General features: G+C 72.4%; 16 protein-coding genes and 1 pseudogene. 5 read left to right on the forward strand and 12 right to left on the reverse strand.

Annotated elements, in window-relative coordinates; translation table 11 throughout:
• The first annotated feature begins 105 nt into the window (after nucleotides 1–105).
• The gene (locus JK356_RS19340) at nucleotides 106–372 is read left to right on the forward strand and encodes a nucleoside hydrolase (protein ID WP_374100681.1); all 267 of its coding nucleotides are present in this window, start codon (nucleotides 106–108) and stop codon (nucleotides 370–372) included.
• 7 nt (nucleotides 373–379) lie between these two features.
• Here JK356_RS19340 and JK356_RS19345 read toward each other — a convergent pair whose 3' ends face one another.
• The 3 genes from JK356_RS19345 to JK356_RS19355 are packed head-to-tail and all read right to left on the reverse strand — an operon-like array spanning nucleotide 380 to nucleotide 3,556.
• Nucleotides 380–1,249 carry a carbohydrate ABC transporter permease gene (locus JK356_RS19345; protein WP_201869957.1) on the reverse strand — a complete coding sequence of 290 codons (870 nt, stop codon included), beginning with the start codon at nucleotides 1,247–1,249 and terminating at the stop codon, nucleotides 380–382.
• Between the two features lie 7 nt (nucleotides 1,250–1,256).
• On the reverse strand, nucleotides 1,257–2,246 hold the full coding sequence (locus JK356_RS19350; protein ID WP_201869933.1) for a carbohydrate ABC transporter permease: 990 nt from the start codon (nucleotides 2,244–2,246) through the stop codon (nucleotides 1,257–1,259).
• A complete protein-coding gene (locus JK356_RS19355) occupies nucleotides 2,246–3,556 on the reverse strand; it encodes a sugar ABC transporter substrate-binding protein (RefSeq protein WP_201869934.1) in 1,311 nt (436 codons plus the stop codon). Before JK356_RS19355 ends, JK356_RS19350 begins: the two co-directional genes overlap by 1 nt.
• A 138-nt stretch (nucleotides 3,557–3,694) precedes the next feature.
• Between JK356_RS19355 and JK356_RS19360 the strand changes: the two genes are divergently transcribed.
• Entirely contained in the window at nucleotides 3,695–4,921 is a 1,227-nt protein-coding gene (locus JK356_RS19360; RefSeq protein ID WP_201869935.1) for an ROK family transcriptional regulator, read from the forward strand.
• A gap of 79 nt (nucleotides 4,922–5,000) precedes the next feature.
• Here the strand turns inward: JK356_RS19360 and JK356_RS19365 are convergent, their stop codons facing one another.
• The 7 genes from JK356_RS19365 to JK356_RS19395 form a co-directional block, all read right to left on the reverse strand.
• Nucleotides 5,001–5,990 (reverse strand): zinc-dependent alcohol dehydrogenase family protein, encoded by a 990-nt coding sequence (locus JK356_RS19365; protein WP_201869936.1) that lies wholly within the window; start codon nucleotides 5,988–5,990, stop codon nucleotides 5,001–5,003.
• Nucleotides 5,987–6,883, reverse strand: a complete 897-nt coding sequence (locus JK356_RS19370) for a carbohydrate ABC transporter permease (protein WP_201869937.1) — start codon at nucleotides 6,881–6,883, stop codon at nucleotides 5,987–5,989. Before JK356_RS19370 ends, JK356_RS19365 begins: the two co-directional genes overlap by 4 nt.
• Nucleotides 6,880–7,860 (reverse strand): carbohydrate ABC transporter permease, encoded by a 981-nt coding sequence (locus JK356_RS19375; protein WP_201869938.1) that lies wholly within the window; start codon nucleotides 7,858–7,860, stop codon nucleotides 6,880–6,882. The genes JK356_RS19370 and JK356_RS19375 overlap by 4 nt, the downstream gene beginning before the upstream one ends.
• Complete coding sequence (locus JK356_RS19380; RefSeq protein ID WP_201869939.1) at nucleotides 7,857–9,212, reverse strand: sugar ABC transporter substrate-binding protein; 1,356 nt, start codon at nucleotides 9,210–9,212, stop codon at nucleotides 7,857–7,859. The genes JK356_RS19375 and JK356_RS19380 overlap by 4 nt, the downstream gene beginning before the upstream one ends.
• A gap of 82 nt (nucleotides 9,213–9,294) precedes the next feature.
• Nucleotides 9,295–10,056: a DeoR/GlpR family DNA-binding transcription regulator gene (locus JK356_RS19385; protein WP_201869940.1), complete on the reverse strand. Its 762-nt coding sequence runs from the start codon at nucleotides 10,054–10,056 to the stop codon at nucleotides 9,295–9,297.
• Nucleotides 10,057–10,379: 323 nt separating this feature from the next.
• A complete protein-coding gene (locus tag JK356_RS19390; RefSeq protein WP_201869941.1) occupies nucleotides 10,380–12,599 on the reverse strand; it encodes an NADP-dependent isocitrate dehydrogenase in 2,220 nt (739 codons plus the stop codon).
• 152 nt (nucleotides 12,600–12,751) lie between these two features.
• Nucleotides 12,752–13,768 carry a LacI family DNA-binding transcriptional regulator gene (locus JK356_RS19395; protein ID WP_201869942.1) on the reverse strand — a complete coding sequence of 339 codons (1,017 nt, stop codon included), beginning with the start codon at nucleotides 13,766–13,768 and terminating at the stop codon, nucleotides 12,752–12,754.
• A gap of 234 nt (nucleotides 13,769–14,002) precedes the next feature.
• On the opposite strand from JK356_RS19395, the gene JK356_RS19400 reads away from it, so the two are divergent.
• Together JK356_RS19400 and JK356_RS19405 are read left to right on the forward strand one after the other, a co-directional pair.
• On the forward strand, nucleotides 14,003–14,770 hold the full coding sequence (locus JK356_RS19400; RefSeq protein ID WP_201869943.1) for a ThuA domain-containing protein: 768 nt from the start codon (nucleotides 14,003–14,005) through the stop codon (nucleotides 14,768–14,770).
• Nucleotides 14,767–15,918 (forward strand): Gfo/Idh/MocA family protein, encoded by a 1,152-nt coding sequence (locus JK356_RS19405; protein ID WP_201869944.1) that lies wholly within the window; start codon nucleotides 14,767–14,769, stop codon nucleotides 15,916–15,918. Before JK356_RS19400 ends, JK356_RS19405 begins: the two co-directional genes overlap by 4 nt.
• Nucleotides 15,919–15,964: 46 nt before the next feature.
• On the opposite strand, the gene JK356_RS19410 is transcribed toward JK356_RS19405, so the two are convergent.
• Both JK356_RS19410 and JK356_RS19415 read right to left on the reverse strand, forming a co-directional pair.
• Nucleotides 15,965–17,293: an SGNH/GDSL hydrolase family protein gene (locus tag JK356_RS19410; RefSeq protein ID WP_201869945.1), complete on the reverse strand. Its 1,329-nt coding sequence runs from the start codon at nucleotides 17,291–17,293 to the stop codon at nucleotides 15,965–15,967.
• A gap of 271 nt (nucleotides 17,294–17,564) precedes the next feature.
• Entirely contained in the window at nucleotides 17,565–18,467 is a 903-nt protein-coding gene (locus JK356_RS19415) for a sulfotransferase (RefSeq protein WP_201869946.1), read from the reverse strand.
• Nucleotides 18,468–18,675: 208 nt separating this feature from the next.
• On the opposite strand from JK356_RS19415, the pseudogene JK356_RS19420 reads away from it, so the two are divergent.
• A pseudogene (locus tag JK356_RS19420) lies at nucleotides 18,676–18,825 on the forward strand (transcriptional regulator); the annotation flags it as partial.

Here is an 18,825-nt window from a genome sequence, read left to right on the forward strand (position 1 = left end):
GGGGCGGCACCGCGGCGCCGCCCGGGTGGTTCGTCGCCAGCCATTTAAATATGAATTAATGGCGCTGCCAAGGGGCAGGCCGCGCGCGTCGCCCGGCCAGGTGAGGTGGCGGTGGCGGGGATCGGGCCGCTCACCAACCTCGCGTTCGCCCTGCGCCGCGCCCCCGCCTGGGCCACGGCGGTGCGCACCGTGTGCCTGACGGCCGGGAACGTCGCGCCTCACGCCGGCCCCGAACACAACGTCGCCAGCGATGTGACCGCCGTGCGCGCCGTCTTCGGCTCCGGTGCGCGCGTCGTCGACGCCGACGTGCCCGCCGTCGCAGGGGAGATCCTCCGCCGGATCGCGGCGGCCTGCGCGGCGGGCACGGCGTGAGCGCCGGCTACTTGACGGCCCCGGCCGTCAGGCCGGCGACGAGGTAGCGCTGGAGCAGCAGGAACCCGGCCACGACCGGCACGCTCACCACCAGCGAGGCGGCCATCACCTGGTTCCAGTACACCTCGTTCTGCGTCGAGTAGCTCTGGAGCCCGATCGACAGAGTGCGGGTGTTGTTGTTCGTCATCACCGAGGCGAACAGGACCTCGCCCCAGGCCGTCATGAACGCGTAGACGGCGACCGCGACGATGCCGGGCACCGCGGCCGGCACCACGATGCGGAACAGCGCCCCGAGCGGCCCGCACCCGTCTACCCGAGCGGCCTCGTCCAGGCCCCGGGGGATGGAGTCGAAGTAGCCGACCAGCATCCACACCGAGAACGGCAGCGAGAACGTCAGGTAGGTCAGGATCAGCCCGGCGCGTGAGCCGTACAGCGCGACGCCTGTCGTGTTGCCGATGTTGACGAAGATGAGGTACAGCGGCAGCAGGAACAGGATGCCGGGGAACATCTGCGTCGACAGCACCGTCACGCTGAACAGCTGCCGCCCCGGGAAGCGGTACCGGCTGACCGCGTAGGCCGCGAAGATGGCGATCACCACCGACAGCACGGTGGCCGAGCCCGCCACGATCAGCGAGTTCATGAAGTACCGCGCGAGCGGGATCGTCTCCCAGATATCGAGGTAGGGCTGGATCGTCAGCTCGCTCGGTATCCAGCTGAACTGCCCGCTCACGTCCGCCAGCGGCTTCAGCGAGCTGCTGAGCATCACGTAGATGGGCGCGGCCGAGAACACCGTCAGCAGCGTGAGCACGATGCGGCGGGTCCACACGAACGACGGCGGCGGCGCCGTGGGCGACCGGCGGGACGCCGCAGGGGACATCACCGGCTTAGACATCGGGTTCCTTCCGCCCGCGCGAGGTGACGATCAGGTAGACGGCCGTCACCACGAGCAGGAACAGCAGCAGGAGCACGGACATGGCGGAGCCGCGCCCGAAGTTCCAGGTGACGAACGACGACTGGTAGATGTGCACCGAGATGATGTCGGCGGACTCGGGTGCGGCCCGGCCGAACAGCAGGTAGGGCACGTTGAAGTCGTTGAAGGTCCACAGGAACAGCACCAGGACCAGGACCTGGTTGACGGACCGGACGGACGGCAGCGTCACCCGGCGGATCTGCTGCCAGATGCTCGCCCCGTCGATCTGCGCGGCCTCGTACAGCTCCCTGGGGATGTTCTGCATCGCGGCCATCAGGATCAGGAAGGCGAACGGCCAGTTCCGCCAGACGGAGACGATCACCAGCGAGATGAAGCTGTTGTCCCCGATCAGCCAGAACGACGGCTCACTGGTGAGGCCGAGCTGGTCGTGGAGGACGTGGTTGAGCATGCCGTTGTCGCGCTGGAGGATGAACGCCCAGGTGATCACGGCGGCGTAGACCGGCAGCGCGTACGGCGTGAGGAACAGCGCCCGCAGCAGGCCGCGGCCCGCGAACTTGTCCTGCATCAGCACCGCGGCCGCGGCTCCGAGCAGCCAGGACAGCGTGACCGCCGCGATGGTGAACAGGCACGTCACGGTGAAGGAGTGCAGCAGCGCTTCACCGATCGGGGCGTTGAAGTCGACGGAGACACGGAAGTTCGTCAGCCCGGCCCAGGGGGCCTCGGCCCAGTTCCCGATCGTGTACTGGGTGAGGTCGCGGAAGCTCATCACGACGCCCACGACCATGGGCACGAGGTGGACCAGCAGCTCCATCACGACGGCGGGCAGGAGCAGCAGGTAGGGCAGGGCTCGCTGGGCGAAACCGGGCCCCGGCCGCCGCCAGCGGCGGCGGCCGGGTTTCTTGCCGAGCGCCGGAGCCGGCGCGGGTGTTGTGGTGGTGGTCATCACTGCTGGATCTGCTGCTGGGCTTCGGTCAGCTTTTCCAGGACGCGTTCTTCGGTGACGTCCCTGCCCTGGGCCGCCTCGGCGAACAGCTCGGTCATGGCCGTGCCGACGAGCGTCTCGAACTGCGACTCCTCCGGCACCTGGGGCAGCGGGGCCGCGCTGTTGGCGAGGGTGTCGCGCAGCACGTTCAGCTCCTCGGTGTCGAACACGGGGTCCTCCTGGGCGGACAGGACCGGCGGCAGCGAGCCGAACTCCTGGTTCAGGGCGCGCTGCGTCTCGTCGCTCGTCATGAACTCCACGAACTCCAGGGCGCCGTCGAGGTTGTCGGTGTTGCCGAAGACCGCGATGTTGATGCCGGCGACCATGGAGTTGACGTGCCGGCCGCCCTCGGGCGGGTTGGCCTGGAACGGCACCGGCGCGACGCCGTACGCGTCGGGGTCCATGCCCTGCTCCTGCACCGCGCGGCCCGCCGCCTGCCACAGCAGCATCGCGGCGCGGCCGGAGGAGAAGTCGGACAGGGACTGGTTCTGGGCGTACTCGGCGTTGCCGGGCGCGGCGATGTCCGCCTCGCCCAGCAGGTCGATGTACTGCTCGATAGCGCGGGCGGCCTCGGGAGTGTCGAACGTCGGGTTGCCTTCCTCGTCGAAGAAGTCAGCGCCGTGCTGCTGTCCGAAGGTGAAGGCGTGGTGCGCGTTGGTGGTGTAGCTGGCGCCCTCGATCGCGAGGCCGTAGGTGTCGTCGTCAGTCAGCTGCTGGCCGACCTCGATCAGTTCCTCCCACGTGGCCGGCGGCTCCTCGATGCCCGCCTCGTCGAACAGCTCCCGGTTGTAGTACAGGGCGTAGGCCAGGGAGTACAGCGGCACGGCCGCCGGGTCCTGGCCCGGTGCGCCGCAGGCCTCGAGCGCCGACTCCACGAACCGGTCGCGGCCGCCGATGGCCTCGAACTCCTCGTCTCCCCACGGCATGAGGGCGCCGGTCGCCTGCAGCGAGGCCGACCAGGTGTTGCCGATGTTCAGCACGTCGGGGCCCTCGCCGGAGGTGGTGGCCGCGAGGATGCGGTCGAGCAGCTGGTCCCAGTCGATGACCTCGAGTTCGACCTCGATGCCGGTCAGTTCCTCGAAGCGCTCCAGCTGCGGGCGGAGCACCCGCTCGTCGTGTTCCAGGCTGATGCCCTGGTTGCTGGCCCAGTACGTGAGGGTGCCGGGATTGTCGTTGCTACCGCCGCCACCCGTGGTGGTACCGCCACCGCACGCGGTGGCGGCGAGGGCCAGCAGGGCGGCGGCAGCCGTGGCCATTCGGGTTCTGCGCATGATCGACCCTTCCTCAGCGGCAGGTTGGATGCACGGCTTGAAGGCATGGGGGGCTTAAATTAAGAAGTGAGCTAAGTGGCTCGCGTGAAGGGAGTCAAGAGCCCGGACGGTAACCAGCCACCGGGGGCGGAGGGGCATATGACAGCGGTAACCGGCCGGACCGTGCACGACCTGCGACGAGGCAACCGGGCGCTGCTGCTGCGGCGATTGTTTTTCGACGGACCGCTCAGCCGGCAGGAGCTGGGCCCGGCGACGGGTCTGAGTTCGGGAACCGTCAGCAATGTGACGGCCGGTCTGCTGGCCGACGGCTTTATCAGCGAGGTCGGTTCGGTGGAGTCCGACGGCGGCAGGCCCCGCACGCTGCTGGCCGTTGCGCCCGACGGCGGCCGGCTCATCGGCGTCGACGTCGGCGAAACCCGGGTGCGGGTAAGCCTGTTCGGCCTGACGCTGGACGAAATGGCGTGCGCCGAGTACCCGCTGGCCGGGCCGGTGCACGACCCGGAGTACGTCGCGGCACGCATCGGCGAGGGGGTCAGCGCGGTGCTCGCCGACGTACCCGGCGCGGCCGGGCGGCTGCTGGGGGTCGGCGTGGGCGTGCCCGGCATCGTCGAGCAGACCCCCGCCGGCGCGGTGGTGCACGGCCAGGCCGTCGGCTGGCACGCGGTGCCGCTGGAGGCGCTGCTGCGGCGGACCCCGGGCTGGCCCGCCGACGTGCCGTGCTACGTCGGCAACGGCGCCCGGACCTTCGGGCAGGCCGAGATGTGGTTCGGTGCCGGGCGCGGCGCGGGCGACGTCGTCGTGGCGCTGCTCGGCTCCGGCGTGGGTGCCTGTGTCGTGACGGGCGGCGCCACGCTGGGCGGCCCGGCGGGCGCGGCGGGGGAGTGGGGGCACACCACCGTGACCGTCGGCGGCCGCACCTGCCGGTGCGGCGCGCGCGGCTGCCTGGAGGCGTACGTGGGCGCGGACGCGCTGGTGCGGCGGTGGGCGGAGACGGGCGGCCGCCCGCTCGGCGACGGCCCGGAACGCGCCGTCGCCGCCCTGCTGGACGCCGACCGCGACGGCGACGAGGGCGCCGCCGCGGTGCTCGCCGAAACGGCCGAGTACCTGGGCGCGGGCATCGCCGACCTCGTCAATCTCTTCAACCCGGAACGCATCCTGCTCGGCGGCTGGGCCGGGCTGATCCTCGGGCCCCGGCTGCTGCCGGACGTGCGCCGGTACGCCCGCAGGTACGCGCTGCGCCACCCGGCGGGGCGGGCGCGCATCGAGATGGGGCGGCTGGGCCCCGACGCCGTGACCGTCGGCGCCGCCACCCTCCCGCTCGCCGACTTCCTCTCCCGGGGCGGGGCCCAGGCCGCCGGGGTGTGAGCACACCGCCGCGCGGCAGGCGGCCCACGCCTCCGGCCGGGCGGCCGGGACGCCCCCGGCCGCCCGCGTCAGCCGCCGGTCAGGGCAGCACGAGGATCTTGCGGCCGCGGCCGGCGGCGAACCGGTCGATCGCCTCGGCGTAGGAGGCCAGCGGCAGCCGGTCGCTGATGAAGACCTCCGGGTCCAGCACGCCCGCGGCGAACAGGTCCGCCGCCCGCTCGTAGCTGTGCAGCACCGCCATCGAACCGGTGATGGTGATCTCCCGGTTGTAGATCTTGTACGGCTCGATCACGGCCGTCGTCGCGTAGTCGGACACGCCGAACTGGAGGAACGTGCCCGCCTTCGCGACCCGGCCCAGGCCGTCCTGGATGGCCTGGGCGTTGCCCGTGGCGTCGATGACGATCTCCCAGCCCTCCGGCCGGTCCAGCTCGTCGGCCGAGGCAGCCGCGCGTGAACAGCCCAGCTTCCGGGCGGTGGCCAGCCGGTCCGGGTTGATGTCCACGACATCCACGCCGCTGGCGCCGGTCCGCTTGGCCAGCTCCAGCATCATCAGCCCCATCGTGCCGGAACCGTAGATCAGCACCCGGGCGCCGAGCGCGGACCGCATCACGTCGTACCCGCGCACCGCGCAGGACAGCGGCTCGATCAGCGCGGCGTCCTGGAGGCCGACGTGGTCAGGCAGCCGCACGCAGTTGGCGACGGGCGCCACCGCGTACTCGGCCGCGCCCCCGGCCACCGACACCCCGATCGCCGCCCACCGGTCGCACAGGTTGTTGTGCCCCGAGCGGCAGTACCGGCACTCGTAGCAGTACAGCGACGGGTCCACCGCCACCCGGTCACCGGCCGACAGCTCGGTGACCTCCGAGCCGGTCGCCACCACCTCGCCGGCGAACTCGTGCCCCGGAACGATCGGCAGCGACGGGGCGAACTCCCCCTGGAGAATGTGCAGATCGGTGCCGCACAGGCCGCATGCGGCGACCCGCACCACCACCTCCCGCGGCCCGGGGGCGGGATCCGGCAGCGACGTCAGCGTGATGGTGCCCGGAGATTCGATGACGGCTGCTTTCACTTGACTGCTCCTAGCGACAGGCCCTGGACCAGGCGGTCCTGGGCGGCGAACCCCGCCGCGAGTACCGGCAGGGAGATGGCGAGTGAAGCGGCGGACACCTGCGCCAGGAACAGGCCCTGGCTGGTGATGAAGCTGGTCAGGAACACCGGCGCCGTCTCGGCCACGATCCCCGTGAGCACGCTGGCGAACAGCAGCTCGTTCCAGCTGAAGATGAAGCAGATCAGGGAGGTCGCCGCGATGCCCGGCATCACGATCGGCGCGATGACGCGGGCCAGGATCACCGGGAGCCGCGCCCCGTCGATCTGGGCCGCCTCGATGACCGCCGAGGGCACCTCCGCCAGGAACGACTGGAGCATCCACACCGCGATGGGCAGGTTCATCGAGGTGTACAGCAGCACCAGCAGCCAGACGTTGTCCAGCATCCCGGTGTTCTTCGCGAACAGGTAGACCGGCAGCAGGCCGGCGACCACCGGCAGCATCTTCGTCGACAGGAAGAAGAACAGCGCGTCCCGCCACTTGCGCACCGGGCGCAGCGCCAGCGCGTACGCCGCGGGCAGCGCCAGCAGCAGCACCAGCAGTGTCGAACCGACCGACGCCCCCAGCGAGTTCAGCAGCGGCGGCCAGGGACTGGCCCCCGTCGAGGCGCCGAAGAACTCGCGGTAGCCGTCCAGCGTCAGCGGCGCCGTCAGCGACGGCGGGTTGGTGGCGGCGTCCGGCTCCGAGTGGAACGACGTCAGCGCCATCCACGCCACGGGGAGGAAGAACACCAGCCCGACCAGCCAGGCCAGCACGCCCAGGGCCGCGTTGCCGGCCCGCCTTCTGGCCCGCAGCCTTGCCGCGGGCCCCGTTACCGTCCCGCCGCCAGCGGCGGCGGGCGCCGTCACGACCGTCATGACCGGCTGCCCTCCTCACGGAACAGCGACGACACCACGCGCAGCGCGAAGACGGCGATCAGCAGCGACCCCAGCACGGCCAGCACCCCGGCCGCCGACGCCACGCCGTACTCCTGCGCCCGGAAGAACTCCTGGTAGACCGCGTACGGCAGGTTCGCCGTGTCCAGGCTGCCGGCGGTCAGCGTGAACACCGCGTCGAAGTGCTGCACGACGTAGACCGACCCGAGCAGCGCCCCCAGCTCCAGATAACGCCGCAGGTGCGGCAGTGTCAGGTGCCGGAAGATCTGCCATGCCCCGGCGCCGTCGAGCCGGGCGGCCTCGACCAGTTCGGCGGAGCGGCTTTGCAGCCCTGCCAGCAGGATGAGCATCATGAACGGCGTCCACTGCCAGATCAGGGCCGCCTCCACCGCCATCAGCGGCATCTCGGAGATCCAGTCCGGCTGCGGCGGATCGAAGCCGAACAGGTCGCCCAGCCACGTGAGCGCGCCGTTGAACAGCCCGTACTCCGGGTTGAACAGCACGTGCTTCCACAGCAGCGCCGCCGCCACCGGCACCAGCAGGAAAGGCGTGATCATCATCGTGCGGACGATGCCCCGGCCCCGGAACCTCCGGTCCAGCAGCAGCGCCGCCATCAGCCCGAGCACCAGGCTGACCAGTACCACGGTCGCGGTCAGCACCGCGGTGGTGAGGACGGAGTCACGCAGCAGCGGATCGGACAGCACTTCCTGGTAGTTGCCGAAGCCGGTGAACGACCGGTTGTCCGGGTGGTACGCGTTCCAGTCGAACAGCGAGATCACGAGCGTGGCCGCGAACGGCAGCTGCGTGACAGCGATCAGGAAGACCAGGGCGGGCAGCAGCGGAGCCCGCCGCGCCCACGAACGGGCGTCCCAGCGGCCCTCGGGCCTGGCCGGTGCGGTGCCGCCGGCGGCGGGCCGGGGCGCCTGGACGGTTGGTGTCTGGTGTGTCGCGGCGCTCATTCGTCCCGGTACTCCTCCGCTACCTCTTCGGCCAGGCCCTGGGATGCCTCGAGCGCGTCCCGTACGCTCTGCTGTCCGGCGATGGCCGCGCTGATCTCCTGGGACACCCGCGTGCCGAGCTCGGTGAACTCGGGTATGCCGACGAACTGCACGCCCGGCGCGGGCCTGGCCTGCACTCCCGGGTCGAGCGGATCGGCGTCGGCGATGGCGTCGCGCGTCACCTCCGCGAAGGCGCCGGCGGCCTGGAGGTACTCCGGGTTCTCGTAGGTCGACGCCCGCTTGCCCGCCGGGACGTTCGCCCAGCCGTAGACCTCGCCGACCAGCCGCTCGTACTCCGCGCTGGACGCCCACGAGATGAACTCCCAGGCGGCGTCCGGCTGGTCGGAGGACCGCTGCACGCCCCAGGCCCACGTGTACAGCCACCCGGAGCTTTCCGTCCGCTCCACTGGCGCGGGCACGTAGCCGATCCTGCCGCGGACGGGGGAGTCCTCCGTCTCCAGGGATCCCGCCCCGGCCGTGGCGTCGTACCACATCGCCGTGTTGCCCTGCACCATGTTGTTCAGGCACTCGGCGTAGCCGGACTGGGCGGCGCCCGCCTGCCCGTGCTCGCGCACCAGGTCCACGTAGAACTCGGTGGCCTCGATGAACTCCGGCGAGGTCAGCGCCGCTTCCCAGTCCTCGGTGAACCAGGTGCCGCCGAAGGTGTTCACCACCGTCGTCAGCGGCGCCAGCAGCTCGCCCCAGCCGGGCAGGCCGCGCAGGCAGATGCCGCTCATGTCCGGCTCCGCCTCGTCGACGGCGGCGGCGAGTTCGGCGACGTCGTGCCAGGTCGGCTGCTCCGGCATGACCAGGCCGTGTTCGGCGAAGACGTCCGTGCGGTACATCAGGAACGACGACTCGCCGTAGAACGGCTGCGCGTAGATCCGCCCGTCCTCGCCGGTCAGCGACTCGCGCAGCGGCGGCAGGATGTCCTCCGCGTCGTAGTCCTCGTCGCTGGCGAGGTAGTCGTCCAGCGGGTACAGCCAGCCGTTGCCGGCGTAGATCGGCGTCTCGTAGTTGCTGAGGGTCGCCACGTCGTACTGGCCCGCCTGGTTGGCGAAGTCGAGGCTGAGCCGGTCGCGGACCTCGTTCTCCGGCAGGACCGTGAAGTTGACGCTGATGCCGGTCTCGGCGGTGAAGTGCTCCTCGGTCAGGCTCTGCAGCTGGGTCATCTGCGGGTTGTTGACCATCAGCACATTGATGCTGTCGCCGCCCTGCGACCCGGCGCCGCCGAACCCGGCGCACGAGACGAGCAGCGTCCCGCTCGCGGCGCAGGCCACGGCGCGCGCGACGCCGTGTCTCCAACTCCTCATGGGCAACTCCCGGGGGTGGTGCGGGCGTGCGCGCCCGCACGGCCCGTCGTCTGGTCGCTGTGTGCCGGAGTGGGGCGCGCGGTCACACGCGGATGACCTGCGGCCCCAGCAGGGAATAGCGGTGTGCCTCGGTGACGCTCAGCCGGGTGCTCGTGACGATCACGTCCATCTCGGAGACGTCCGCGAACCTGCTGAACGTCGAGGCGCCGAACTTGGTGTGGATGCCCGTGAACACCCGCCGCCGGGAGGCCGCGACCGCGCGCCGCTTCACCTCGCCGACCGCCGGGTCCGGCGTGGTCAGGCCGTGCTCGCGCGAGATGCCGTTGGCACCGATGAACGCCAGGTCGATGACGAAGTCAGACAGCATCGCGCCCGTCCAGTGCCCGACGGTGCCCAGCGTGCCGCCCCGGACCCGTCCGCCGAGCAGCAGCACCGTCACCGACGGCTCGCCCGCCAGCGTGCCCGCGGCGGCCAGCGAGGCGGTGACCACGGTCAGCGGCCGGTCGCGCGGCAGGTGGGCGGCGATGAGCTGCGGGGTGTACCCCTCGTCGATGAAGATGGTCTCGGCCTCGCCGGTCAGCTCGGCCGCGGCCGCCGCGATCCGCCGCTTCTCCGGCACGTGCATGGTGGAGCGGAAGGCCAGGGTCGTCTCGAAACCCGCCGACTCCACGGGGTAGGCGCCGCCGTGCGTCCGGCGCAGCAGCCCGTGGGCCTCCAGCGCCCGCAGGTCGCGGCGGATGGTCTCCTTGGCCACGCCCAGCTCGCTGGCGAGCCGGGTCACCTCCACGGAGCCGTCGCGGCGGGCCATGCCGACGATCGCGCGGTGACGTTCTTCCGCGGTCATGGCGTGCCCCTTTCTCCGGTCGCCCGGCGCCGTTGCCGTGCCCGTTCGGGCCCGTGTGCCCTGTTGTACCGGTGTTCCCGGGCGCGGAACAGGTCTGCCGCCGGGCGATCGGGGCCCGTTCCTGCCCGTTCCGGGCGTGTCCGGCCGGTCGAACGCGCACGCGGGGGCGGTGTCCGCGGGGCGGCGATGCCCGTTCGGGCGCACCTGGTGACCGTTCGCCGCCCGTACGGCGGGCGGAGCCGGGGCGCGCGGGCACGGAAACGGCCGGGCGCCCGCCCCCGTGCGGGGAGCGGGCGCCCGGCCTGCCAGGTGCGTGCGGGCCGTCAGCCCAGCGACGCCAGCGCCTCGTTGAAGATCTTCGACGGGCGCATCACGGCCGAGGCCTTGGCCGGGTCGGGCCGGTAGTAGCCGCCGATGTCGGCGGGCGAGCCCTGCACCGCGATCAGCTCGTCCACGATGGCGGACTCCTGCTCGCTCAGCGTGCGGGCGAGGCCGGAGAACTTCTCGGCCAGCTCGGCGTCGTCGGTCTGCCGCGCCAGCTCCTGCGCCCAGTACAGGGCGAGGTAGAAGTGGCTGCCGCGGTTGTCGATGCCGCCCAGGCGGCGGCTGGGCGACTTGTCCTCGTTGAGGAACGTCGCCGTGGCCCGGTCGAGGGTGTCGGCCAGGACCCTGGCGCGGGTGTTGCCCGTGGTCTGCGCGTAGTGCTCGAAGCTGACCGCCAGGGCCAGGAACTCGCCCAGGCTGTCCCAGCGCAGGTAGTTCTCCTTGACCAGCTGCTGCACGTGCTTGGGCGCCGAGCCGCCCGCACCGGTCTCGAACAGGCCGCCGCCGTTCATCAGCGGCACGACCGACAGCATCTTGGCGCTGGTGCCCAGCTCCAGGATCGGGAACAGGTCGGTCAGGTAGTCACGCAGCACGTTGCCGGTGACGGAGATGGTGTTCTCGCCGCGGCGGATGCGCTCCAGGGAGAACCTGATCGCGTCGGCGGGCGCCATGATCTCGATGCGCAGGCCCTCGGTGTCGTGCTCGGGCAGGTAGGCCCGGACCTTCTCGATGAGCTTGGCGTCGTGAGCGCGGTTCTCGTCCAGCCAGAACACCGCCGGGTCGCCGGTGGCGCGGGCGCGGGTGACGGCCAGCTTGACCCAGTCGCGGATCGGGGCGTCCTTGGTCTGGCACATGCGGAAGATGTCGCCCTCGGCGACCTCCTGCTCCAGCACGACGGCGCCGGAGCCGTCCGTGACCCGCACGGTCCCGGCGTGCGGGACCTCGAAGGTCTTGTCGTGGCTGCCGTACTCCTCGGCCTTCTGCGCCATCAGGCCGACGTTGGGCACCGAGCCCATGGTCGCCGGGTCGAACGCGCCGTTGGCGCGGCAGTCGTCGATGACGACCTGGTAGATCGGGGCGTAGCTGCTGTCGGGCAGTACGGCGAGGGTGTCGGCCTCCTGGCCGTCCGGGCCCCACATGTGGCCGGAGGTGCGGATCATCGCGGGCATGGAGGCGTCGACGATGACGTCGCTGGGCACGTGCAGGTTGGTGATGCCGCGGTCGGAGTCGACCATGGCCAGGTCCGGGCCCTCGGCCAGCTCCTTCTCGAAGGACTCCTTGATCTCCTTGCCCTGCGGCAGCGAGTCCAGGCCGGCCAGGATCGCGCCGAGGCCGTCGTTCGGGTTGAGCCCGGCGGCGGCCAGCGTCTCGCCGTACGCCGCGAACGTCTTCGGGAAGAAGGCACGCACCACGTGACCGAAGATGATCGGGTCGGAGACCTTCATCATCGTGGCCTTCAGGTGCACGGAGAACAGCACGCCCTCGGCCTTGGCGCGGGCGACCTGGGCCGCCAGGAACTCCCGCAGCGCGGCGACGCGCATGACGGAGGCGTCCACCACCTCGCCCGCCAGCACCGGCACGGACTCCCGCAGCACGGTCACGGAGCCGTCGGCGCCCACCAGCTCGATCCGCAGCGCGCCGTCCTCGGCGATGACGGCCGACTTCTCGGTCGAGCGGAAGTCATCGGCGCCCATGGTGGCGACGTTGGTCTTCGAGTCGGGGGACCAGGCGCCCATGCGGTGCGGGTGGTTGCGGGCGTAGTTCTTCACCGACGCGGGGGCGCGGCGGTCGGAGTTGCCCTCGCGCAGCACCGGGTTCACGGCGCTGCCCTTGACCCGGTCGTACCGCTCGCGGATCTCCCGCTCCTCGTCGGTGGACGGCTCGTCCGGGTACTCGGGCAGGTCGTAGCCCTTCTCGCGCAGCTCGGCGATGGCGGCCTTCAGCTGCGGGATGGACGCCGAGATGTTCGGCAGCTTGATGATGTTGGCACCCGGCGTCTTCGCCAGCTCGCCCAGCTCGGCGAGGGCGTCGTCGACGCGCTGGTCCTCGCGCAGGCGCTCCGGGAAGGCGGCGAGAATCCGCCCCGCCAGGGAGATGTCCCGCGTCTCGACCGGAACCCCGGCCGCCCCGGCGTACGCCTGGATCACCGGCAGGAACGAGTACGTGGCCAGTGCCGGGGCCTCGTCCGTGTGGGTGTAGATGATGGTCGACTCAGTCACCGATGCTCCGCTTCGCTTCACGCCGTCATCGTCTCGACATCAAGATATCCCCTGGCCGTGCCGGGCGGGTACCTCCCCCCGGTGTTGCCCCCGGTGTTGCCCCCCGGTGTTGCCCCCGGTGAGCCCTGGTGCCGCTTCCGGAGCCCGGGGCGTCAGTCCCGCGGACGGGTGCTGCCGCGGACGACCAGGGTGGTGGCCAGCTCGATCCGCGCAGTCTGCGGGGTCTCGCCGGCGATCAGGCGGGCCAGGACGCGCAGCGCGTTGCCGCCCATCTCCTTCAGGGGCTGCCGCACCGTCGTCAGCGGCGGGGAGACCCACTCCGCCTCGGGCAGGTCGTCGAAGCCGACGACGCTGATGTCCTCCGGCACGCGCAGCCCGGCCCCGGCCAGCGCCTCGTAGCCGCCGATGGCCATGTGGTCCGAGCAGACGAACAGCGCCGTGGGCGGGTCGGGCAGCGCCAGCAGGGCGCGCACCAGCGCCCCGCCGCTGGCCCGGTCGTAGGTGCCGTGCCGCACCAGGTCCGGGTCGGCCTCGGCCCCGGCCGCGGCGAGTGCGGAGTGGTACCCGGCGATGCGGGCCTGCGCGAACAGGTGCTGCGGCGGCCCGGTCACCAGGCCGATCCGGCGGTGGCCGCGCTCCAGCAGGTGCATGGTCGCCTCGTAGGCGCCGGCCCAGTTGCTGGTGCCGACGGACGTGACGCCGGGGGGCGGGTCGCTGAGCGGGTCGATGACCACGCACGGCACCTCCGCACCGGCGAGCCGCGCCAGCTGCTCCGCCGTGGGCTCGACCAGGCCGAGCACGACGCCGGCGGTGCCGCGCTCCAGGATCCGGTCCAGCCAGTCCGGGCCGTGCCCGCCCTGGCGGGCGGCGGAGATCACCACGTGCAGCCCCGCCTCGTACGCGGCCTCCTCCATGCCGCTGGCCACGCTGGCCTGCCACGAGCCGTCCAGTGACCCCATCACCAGGTCCACTGTGCGCGGCGCGGCTCCCAGGGCCGGCACGCCGCGGCGGACGTAGCCGTGCCGCCGCAGCGCCGCGTCGACACGGCGGCGCGTGGCGTCCGACACGTCGTCGCGGCCGTTGAGCACCTTCGAGACGGTCGAGACCGACACCCCGGCCGCCGCGGCGATCCGGGCGAGGGTGGGGCGCGGTGACTGATGGGCGGCCAACGTTCGCTCCCGGGGCCTTCCGGCAAATTTTTCGGACCACTGTAGTCCACGGGACCGGCGGTTTCCGGCCGCTTCCCCGAAGGGCAGGCAAGCGGCGGACGCCTTGACGGTGCCGGGGGCGGACCGTAGCGTCGAGGGGAAATTGTTTCGCAACTTCTTTCCCGTTCTCGGGCGCCGCCCCCGCGTCTTCCGGTGCCTTCCCCGGTGCGTTTCCCCGATCCGCAAGGAGGCTGCATGTCCGCACCACCACCCGCCCCGATCCGCGTCACCGTCTGGAACGAGGGCCGCCACGAGCAGGAGGGCGGCCGCACCGCGGAGCTGTACCCCGACGGCATCCACGGCGCTGTCGCCAGCGGCATCACCGAGCACCTCGGCAGCGGCGCCGTCGTCCGCACCGCCACGCTGGACGAGCCCGAGCACGGCCTGACCGAGTCCGTGCTGGCCGGGACGGACGTGCTCACCTGGTGGGGGCACATCGCCCACGACGAGGTGTCCGACGAGGTCGTCGCCCGCGTCCAGCGCCACGTGCTCGCCGGGATGGGCCTGGTCGTCCTCCACTCCGGACACTTCTCGAAAATATTTCGCACGCTGATGGGTACCACCTGCTCGCTGCGGTGGCGCAACGGCACCGACCGCGAGCTGGTCTGGACGGTCAACCCCTCGCACCCGGTCGCGGCCGGGGTGCCGCACCCGCTCATCATCGACGAGCAGGAGATGTACGGCGAGTTCTTCGACATACCCGCCCCCGACGAGCTGGTCTTCGTCAGCTCCTTCTCCGGCGGCGAGGTCTTCCGCAGCGGCTGCGCCTTCCGCCGGGGCAAGGGCAAGATCTTCTACTTCAGCCCCGGCGACCAGGACTACCCCGTCTACCACCACCCCGGCGTCCGCCGCGTCCTCGCCAACGCCGTGACGTGGGCCGTCCCCGCCGCGCCGGAGCGCCGGGAGCCGGAGCTGACCCGCTGCGACTCCGGCTGGTTCGGCAAGGAGGGCACCCCGGCGTGACTCCGCTGGCCTTCCGCACCCTCCCGCCGGACACCGGACCGCTGCGGGTGATCGTCGTCGGCGCGGGCGCCATGGGGCGGGGCTGGCTGCGCGCCGTGGCCGGGTCGCCCGGCGTCAGTCTCGCGGGCATCGTTGACCTCGACCCGGCCGCCGCCCGCGCCGCCGCCGAGGAGACGGGCGCGCCCGGTATCCCCACCGGCACCAGCCTGACGGCGCTCGCGGCCCGCACGGCACCCCACGCGGTCATCGACGTCACCGTGCCCGCCGCACACCTGCCCGTGACCCTGGAGGCGCTCGGCCTCGGGCTGCCGGTGCTCGGCGAGAAGCCCGCGGCCGCCACGCTGCCGGAGGCGCTGCGCCTGGCCGCCGCCGCGGAGGCGGCCGGCCTGCTGTTCATGGTCAGCCAGTCCCGCCGGTACGACGCGCGGCTGTACCGCTTCCGGGAACAGGCCCGGGCCCTGGGCGGGCTGGGCATCTGCACCACCGAGTTCTTCCGGGCACCGCGCTTCGGCGGGTTCCGCGACACCATGGCGCACCCGCTGCTGCTCGACATGGCGATCCACCCGTTCGACACCGCCAGGTACCTGCTGGACGCCGAGCCGGTCAGTGTCTACTGCCAGGAGTACAACCCGTCCTGGAGCTGGTACCGGGGCGACGCGGCGGCCACCGCGCTCTTCGAGATGACCGGCGGCATCCGCTACGTGTACACGGCCAGCTGGTGCAGCCCGGGCCTGGAGACCTCCTGGAACGGCTCCTGGCGCGTCAGCGGGCGCCATGGCAGCGCCCGGTGGAACGGCGACGACGCCCCCGAGCTGGAGCTGGAGACGGGGGCGGCGACGGCGGGGGAGACGCCCCCGGCGGCGCCGGACGGCATCCCCGACGGCATCCCCGACGGCATCGCGGGCGCGCTGGCCGCGTTCGTCCGCGCCCTGCGCACCGGCACGGTGCCCCGGGGTGAGGTCCACGAGAACGCGATGAGCCTGGCGATGGTCGCCGCCGCCGTCGAGTCGGCCCGCACCGGCCGCCAGGTCAGCCTCGACGAGGTGCTCGGCGCGGCCCACGCCGACGCCGTGGCGGCGGCCGAGGGGCCGGAGCGGGACGTGCTGCGGTCGTGGTCCTCGGTCAGGGACGCCCTCGTCCGGCGCTAGGCCAGGCCCGGGCGGACGAGGGCGCCCGGGCCGGTGCCCCCCGGCGTCAGCGGAACAGCCGGTCGGGCACCGCCGCGGCGAGTTCGCCGTAGCCTTCGGGATTCAGGTGCAGCCAGTCACCGTCGTGCAGGTGCGGCAGGAGCCGGTCCGGCTGCTCCGGGTCGCGGACCACGCGGTCGAAGTCGATGACCGCGTCGAAGGCGCCGCTGGTGCGGATCCACTCGTTGACCGTCTGCCGCGCCGCCTCGCGGTTCCCGGACGGGTCGTCGTAGAGGTCGTTGCCGCCGAACGGCAGCAGCGTCGCGCCGTAGACGGGGATGCCCTGGGCGTGGGCGCGGATGATGATCTGCTCGTAGGCGGCGATCAGGTCGGCGGCCACCCGCTCCTGCGCCTCGGGGGTGGCCTCCGCGGTGCCGATGTCGTTGATGCCCTCGAAGACGATCAGCCACTCGACGCCGCTGTGCGCGAAGACGTCACGGTCCAGGCGGGCGAGCGCGTTGGGGCCCAGCCCGTCGTTGAGGACACGGTTGCCGCCCGCGGCCTGGTTGAGCACCGCGACGTCGGACGTGGCGGGGCGGGACTGGAGCCGCTCGAGCAGCTGGTCGGGCCAGCGGTCGTTCCCGTTGGTCGTGGAGCCGCGGCCGTCGGTGAGCGAGTCGCCGAGCACGGCCACCGCCGACGTCCGGCCGCTGGACCACGCCTCCACGCCGGACAGCAGGTACCAGTGGTCGACCGGCGTCGCGCCGGGGAGCGACTGCGCGTCCGTGTGGTTCCCGGCCAGCAGGTAGGAGGTGGTGCGCGAGCCCGGGTGCGAGGTGAGGTTCTGGGAGGGCAGCCCCTCCTCCAGATAGACCGTCACCGTCAGGTTGGAGGACGGCGCCAGGTCGAGGTCCAGCGGGTCGGAGACCACCTGGGCGCCCATCGGGATGGTGGTGCCGGCCCGGCCGCTGAACGTCACCTGCTGGACGCTGCCCGGCTCGACCGCGTCCGTGCCCGCGGCCCCGTCCAGGGGCAGCGCCACGGAGACGGCGTCCAGGGTCAGCGGCACGTCGCCGAAGGCGTTGGAGAACCGCAGCCGGATCTGGTCACCGCCGGTCGTCACGTGCACGGTCTGCCGCAGCGTGGTGTCCGCGAGCACGGCGTCGTCCGCGGTGAACGGCGGGGGCGGCATGTTCTCCGGCTCCGTCAGCTGCGGCATCGCGGCCCAGGTGTGGACCCAGTGCTCGCCCCCGGCCGCCGCGGGCTCGGCGGCCTGCGGGGCGGCGGCGGTGCCGGGTGTGCTGGCTGTGTCCGAAGAACCCGAGGCGGACGACAGACCCAGCGCGGCGGCGAGCGCGCACACGGCGACGACGTGCGGAATCTTCGGTCTCTTCATCGGCGGGAACTCCCCCTTGACGGCGAGAAGCGGAGGGAAGACAGCGCGCGGCGCGCGCCTGCCGCCGAAAAACTTCCGAACGCGGGGCGGCTGACGGGACGATAGAAGCGCCCGTCAAGGCCGTCAAGACTCCCTGAGACGCGTCCGCGCGCGACTCACGTGAGAGAAGAAGGGCTCACCTCTCCGGAAAACGACCGGTATTTTCCGGAGGGGTTTCCCCGGTGGCGCGCCCGCTCACGGCTGCGGCCCGCAGCGCCCGCACCGCCCGCCGTCAGCCGGCCACCGGGACCGGGAGGTAGCCCCACCGCCGTGCCATCTCCCGCAGCGCCGGCGGCACCGCGTCCGGCGCCGGCAGCGGGCGGCCCGGCTGGACCGCGCCGCTGCGGATCTTCTCCCGCCAGTCGCCCATGCCCTTGCGGAACTCCCCGTGGTCCTGCCGCCCGTACGCCAGCATCTCCGGCGCCCACGGCACCCCCAGGTAGTCGCACAGCCGCCGGGTCTCCGCCGCCGGATCCGCCGTCAGGTCCTCGTACCTGACGGTCAGCCCGGCCAGCCGCTTCCGGGCGCGCTCCAGCGCCTCCATGTAGGCGAGGGTGTGCGGCACCGCCCGGTTCATGGGCCGCCGCACCGGATCGGCCTCGTGCCAGGACCGCGCCACCGACGCCGGGTGGCGCAGCAGGAACACGAACCGCGCGTCAGGCCAGCACACCGCGAGCCGCTCGGCGACGAACACGTTGCTCGGCGTCTTCTCCACGAGCACCCGTTTGCCGCTGCGCACGAGTTCGCGGTGGAGCAGCCGGTCCCACAGCAGGTGCTCGACATCCGCCGTGTTGTGCCCGAACGCCTCCATCGCGGCGCGCGCCAGCCGGGTCGTGCACCGCACCGACAGCCGCCGCACGTGCGTCTCGATGGGGGCGTGCAGCTCCGGGTGGCTGTCCAGCAGCACGCGCAGCAGCGTGGAGCCCGAGCGCGGCGCCGACAGCACGAACACCGGCGCCACCAGCAGCCGGTCGGCCACCGGGTCGGCGGGCGGCCGCACCGACGCCCCCGGCCGCCCCGCCCGTCCGGCCGGCCGCCGCTCCACCCGCGACACGCGCACCCCGGCGTGCCGTTCGAGCGCGGCGCCCAGCCAGTACGCCGACCGTCTCGCCGTTCGCGTCAGCGACCACTCCATGCCACCGGCCTCCGCTCGCGTCCCACGCGCACCCAGCGCCGTCAGCCTCACCATGGCACGGGCCGGGCGGCGGCGCCCGGCGAGCGCGCCCGGTCGTGCGGCCCCGCACTCCGGGGACGGAACGGGTTACCCTCGGTGCCGCCGGAGCCACGGTGCGCCGTGCCCGGCGGCAGGGAACAGCGGGCATACGAGACTTCTGGGGACACACATGGCGTCACGACAGCCGGATCCGGCTTCGTCGGTGCGGGATCTCCTCGCCGGACCACAGGGCGGCCCGACCGTGCTGCGGATCGTGCTCGGCACGCACCTGCGGCGCCTGCGTGAGTCCCGGGGCATCAGCCGCGAGGCGGCGGGCGAG

This window comes from Streptomyces sp. 7-21 (assembly GCF_016741785.1).
Lineage (GTDB): Bacteria > Actinomycetota > Actinomycetes > Streptomycetales > Streptomycetaceae > Streptomyces.

Coding starts and splice junctions, on each gene's coding strand:
- JK356_RS19345 (WP_201869957.1), bottom strand. CDS start 1,249: ATGTCCCCTGCGGCGTCCCGCCGGTCGCCCACGGCGCCGCCGCCGTCG.
- JK356_RS19350 (WP_201869933.1), bottom strand. CDS start 2,246: ATGACCACCACCACAACACCCGCGCCGGCTCCGGCGCTCGGCAAGAAA.
- JK356_RS19355 (WP_201869934.1), bottom strand. CDS start 3,556: ATGCGCAGAACCCGAATGGCCACGGCTGCCGCCGCCCTGCTGGCCCTC.
- JK356_RS19360 (WP_201869935.1), top strand. CDS start 3,695: ATGACAGCGGTAACCGGCCGGACCGTGCACGACCTGCGACGAGGCAAC.
- JK356_RS19370 (WP_201869937.1), bottom strand. CDS start 6,883: ATGACGGTCGTGACGGCGCCCGCCGCCGCTGGCGGCGGGACGGTAACG.
- JK356_RS19375 (WP_201869938.1), bottom strand. CDS start 7,860: ATGAGCGCCGCGACACACCAGACACCAACCGTCCAGGCGCCCCGGCCC.
- JK356_RS19380 (WP_201869939.1), bottom strand. CDS start 9,212: ATGAGGAGTTGGAGACACGGCGTCGCGCGCGCCGTGGCCTGCGCCGCG.
- JK356_RS19385 (WP_201869940.1), bottom strand. CDS start 10,056: ATGACCGCGGAAGAACGTCACCGCGCGATCGTCGGCATGGCCCGCCGC.
- JK356_RS19400 (WP_201869943.1), top strand. CDS start 14,003: ATGTCCGCACCACCACCCGCCCCGATCCGCGTCACCGTCTGGAACGAG.
- JK356_RS19410 (WP_201869945.1), bottom strand. CDS start 17,293: ATGAAGAGACCGAAGATTCCGCACGTCGTCGCCGTGTGCGCGCTCGCC.
- JK356_RS19415 (WP_201869946.1), bottom strand. CDS start 18,467: ATGGAGTGGTCGCTGACGCGAACGGCGAGACGGTCGGCGTACTGGCTG.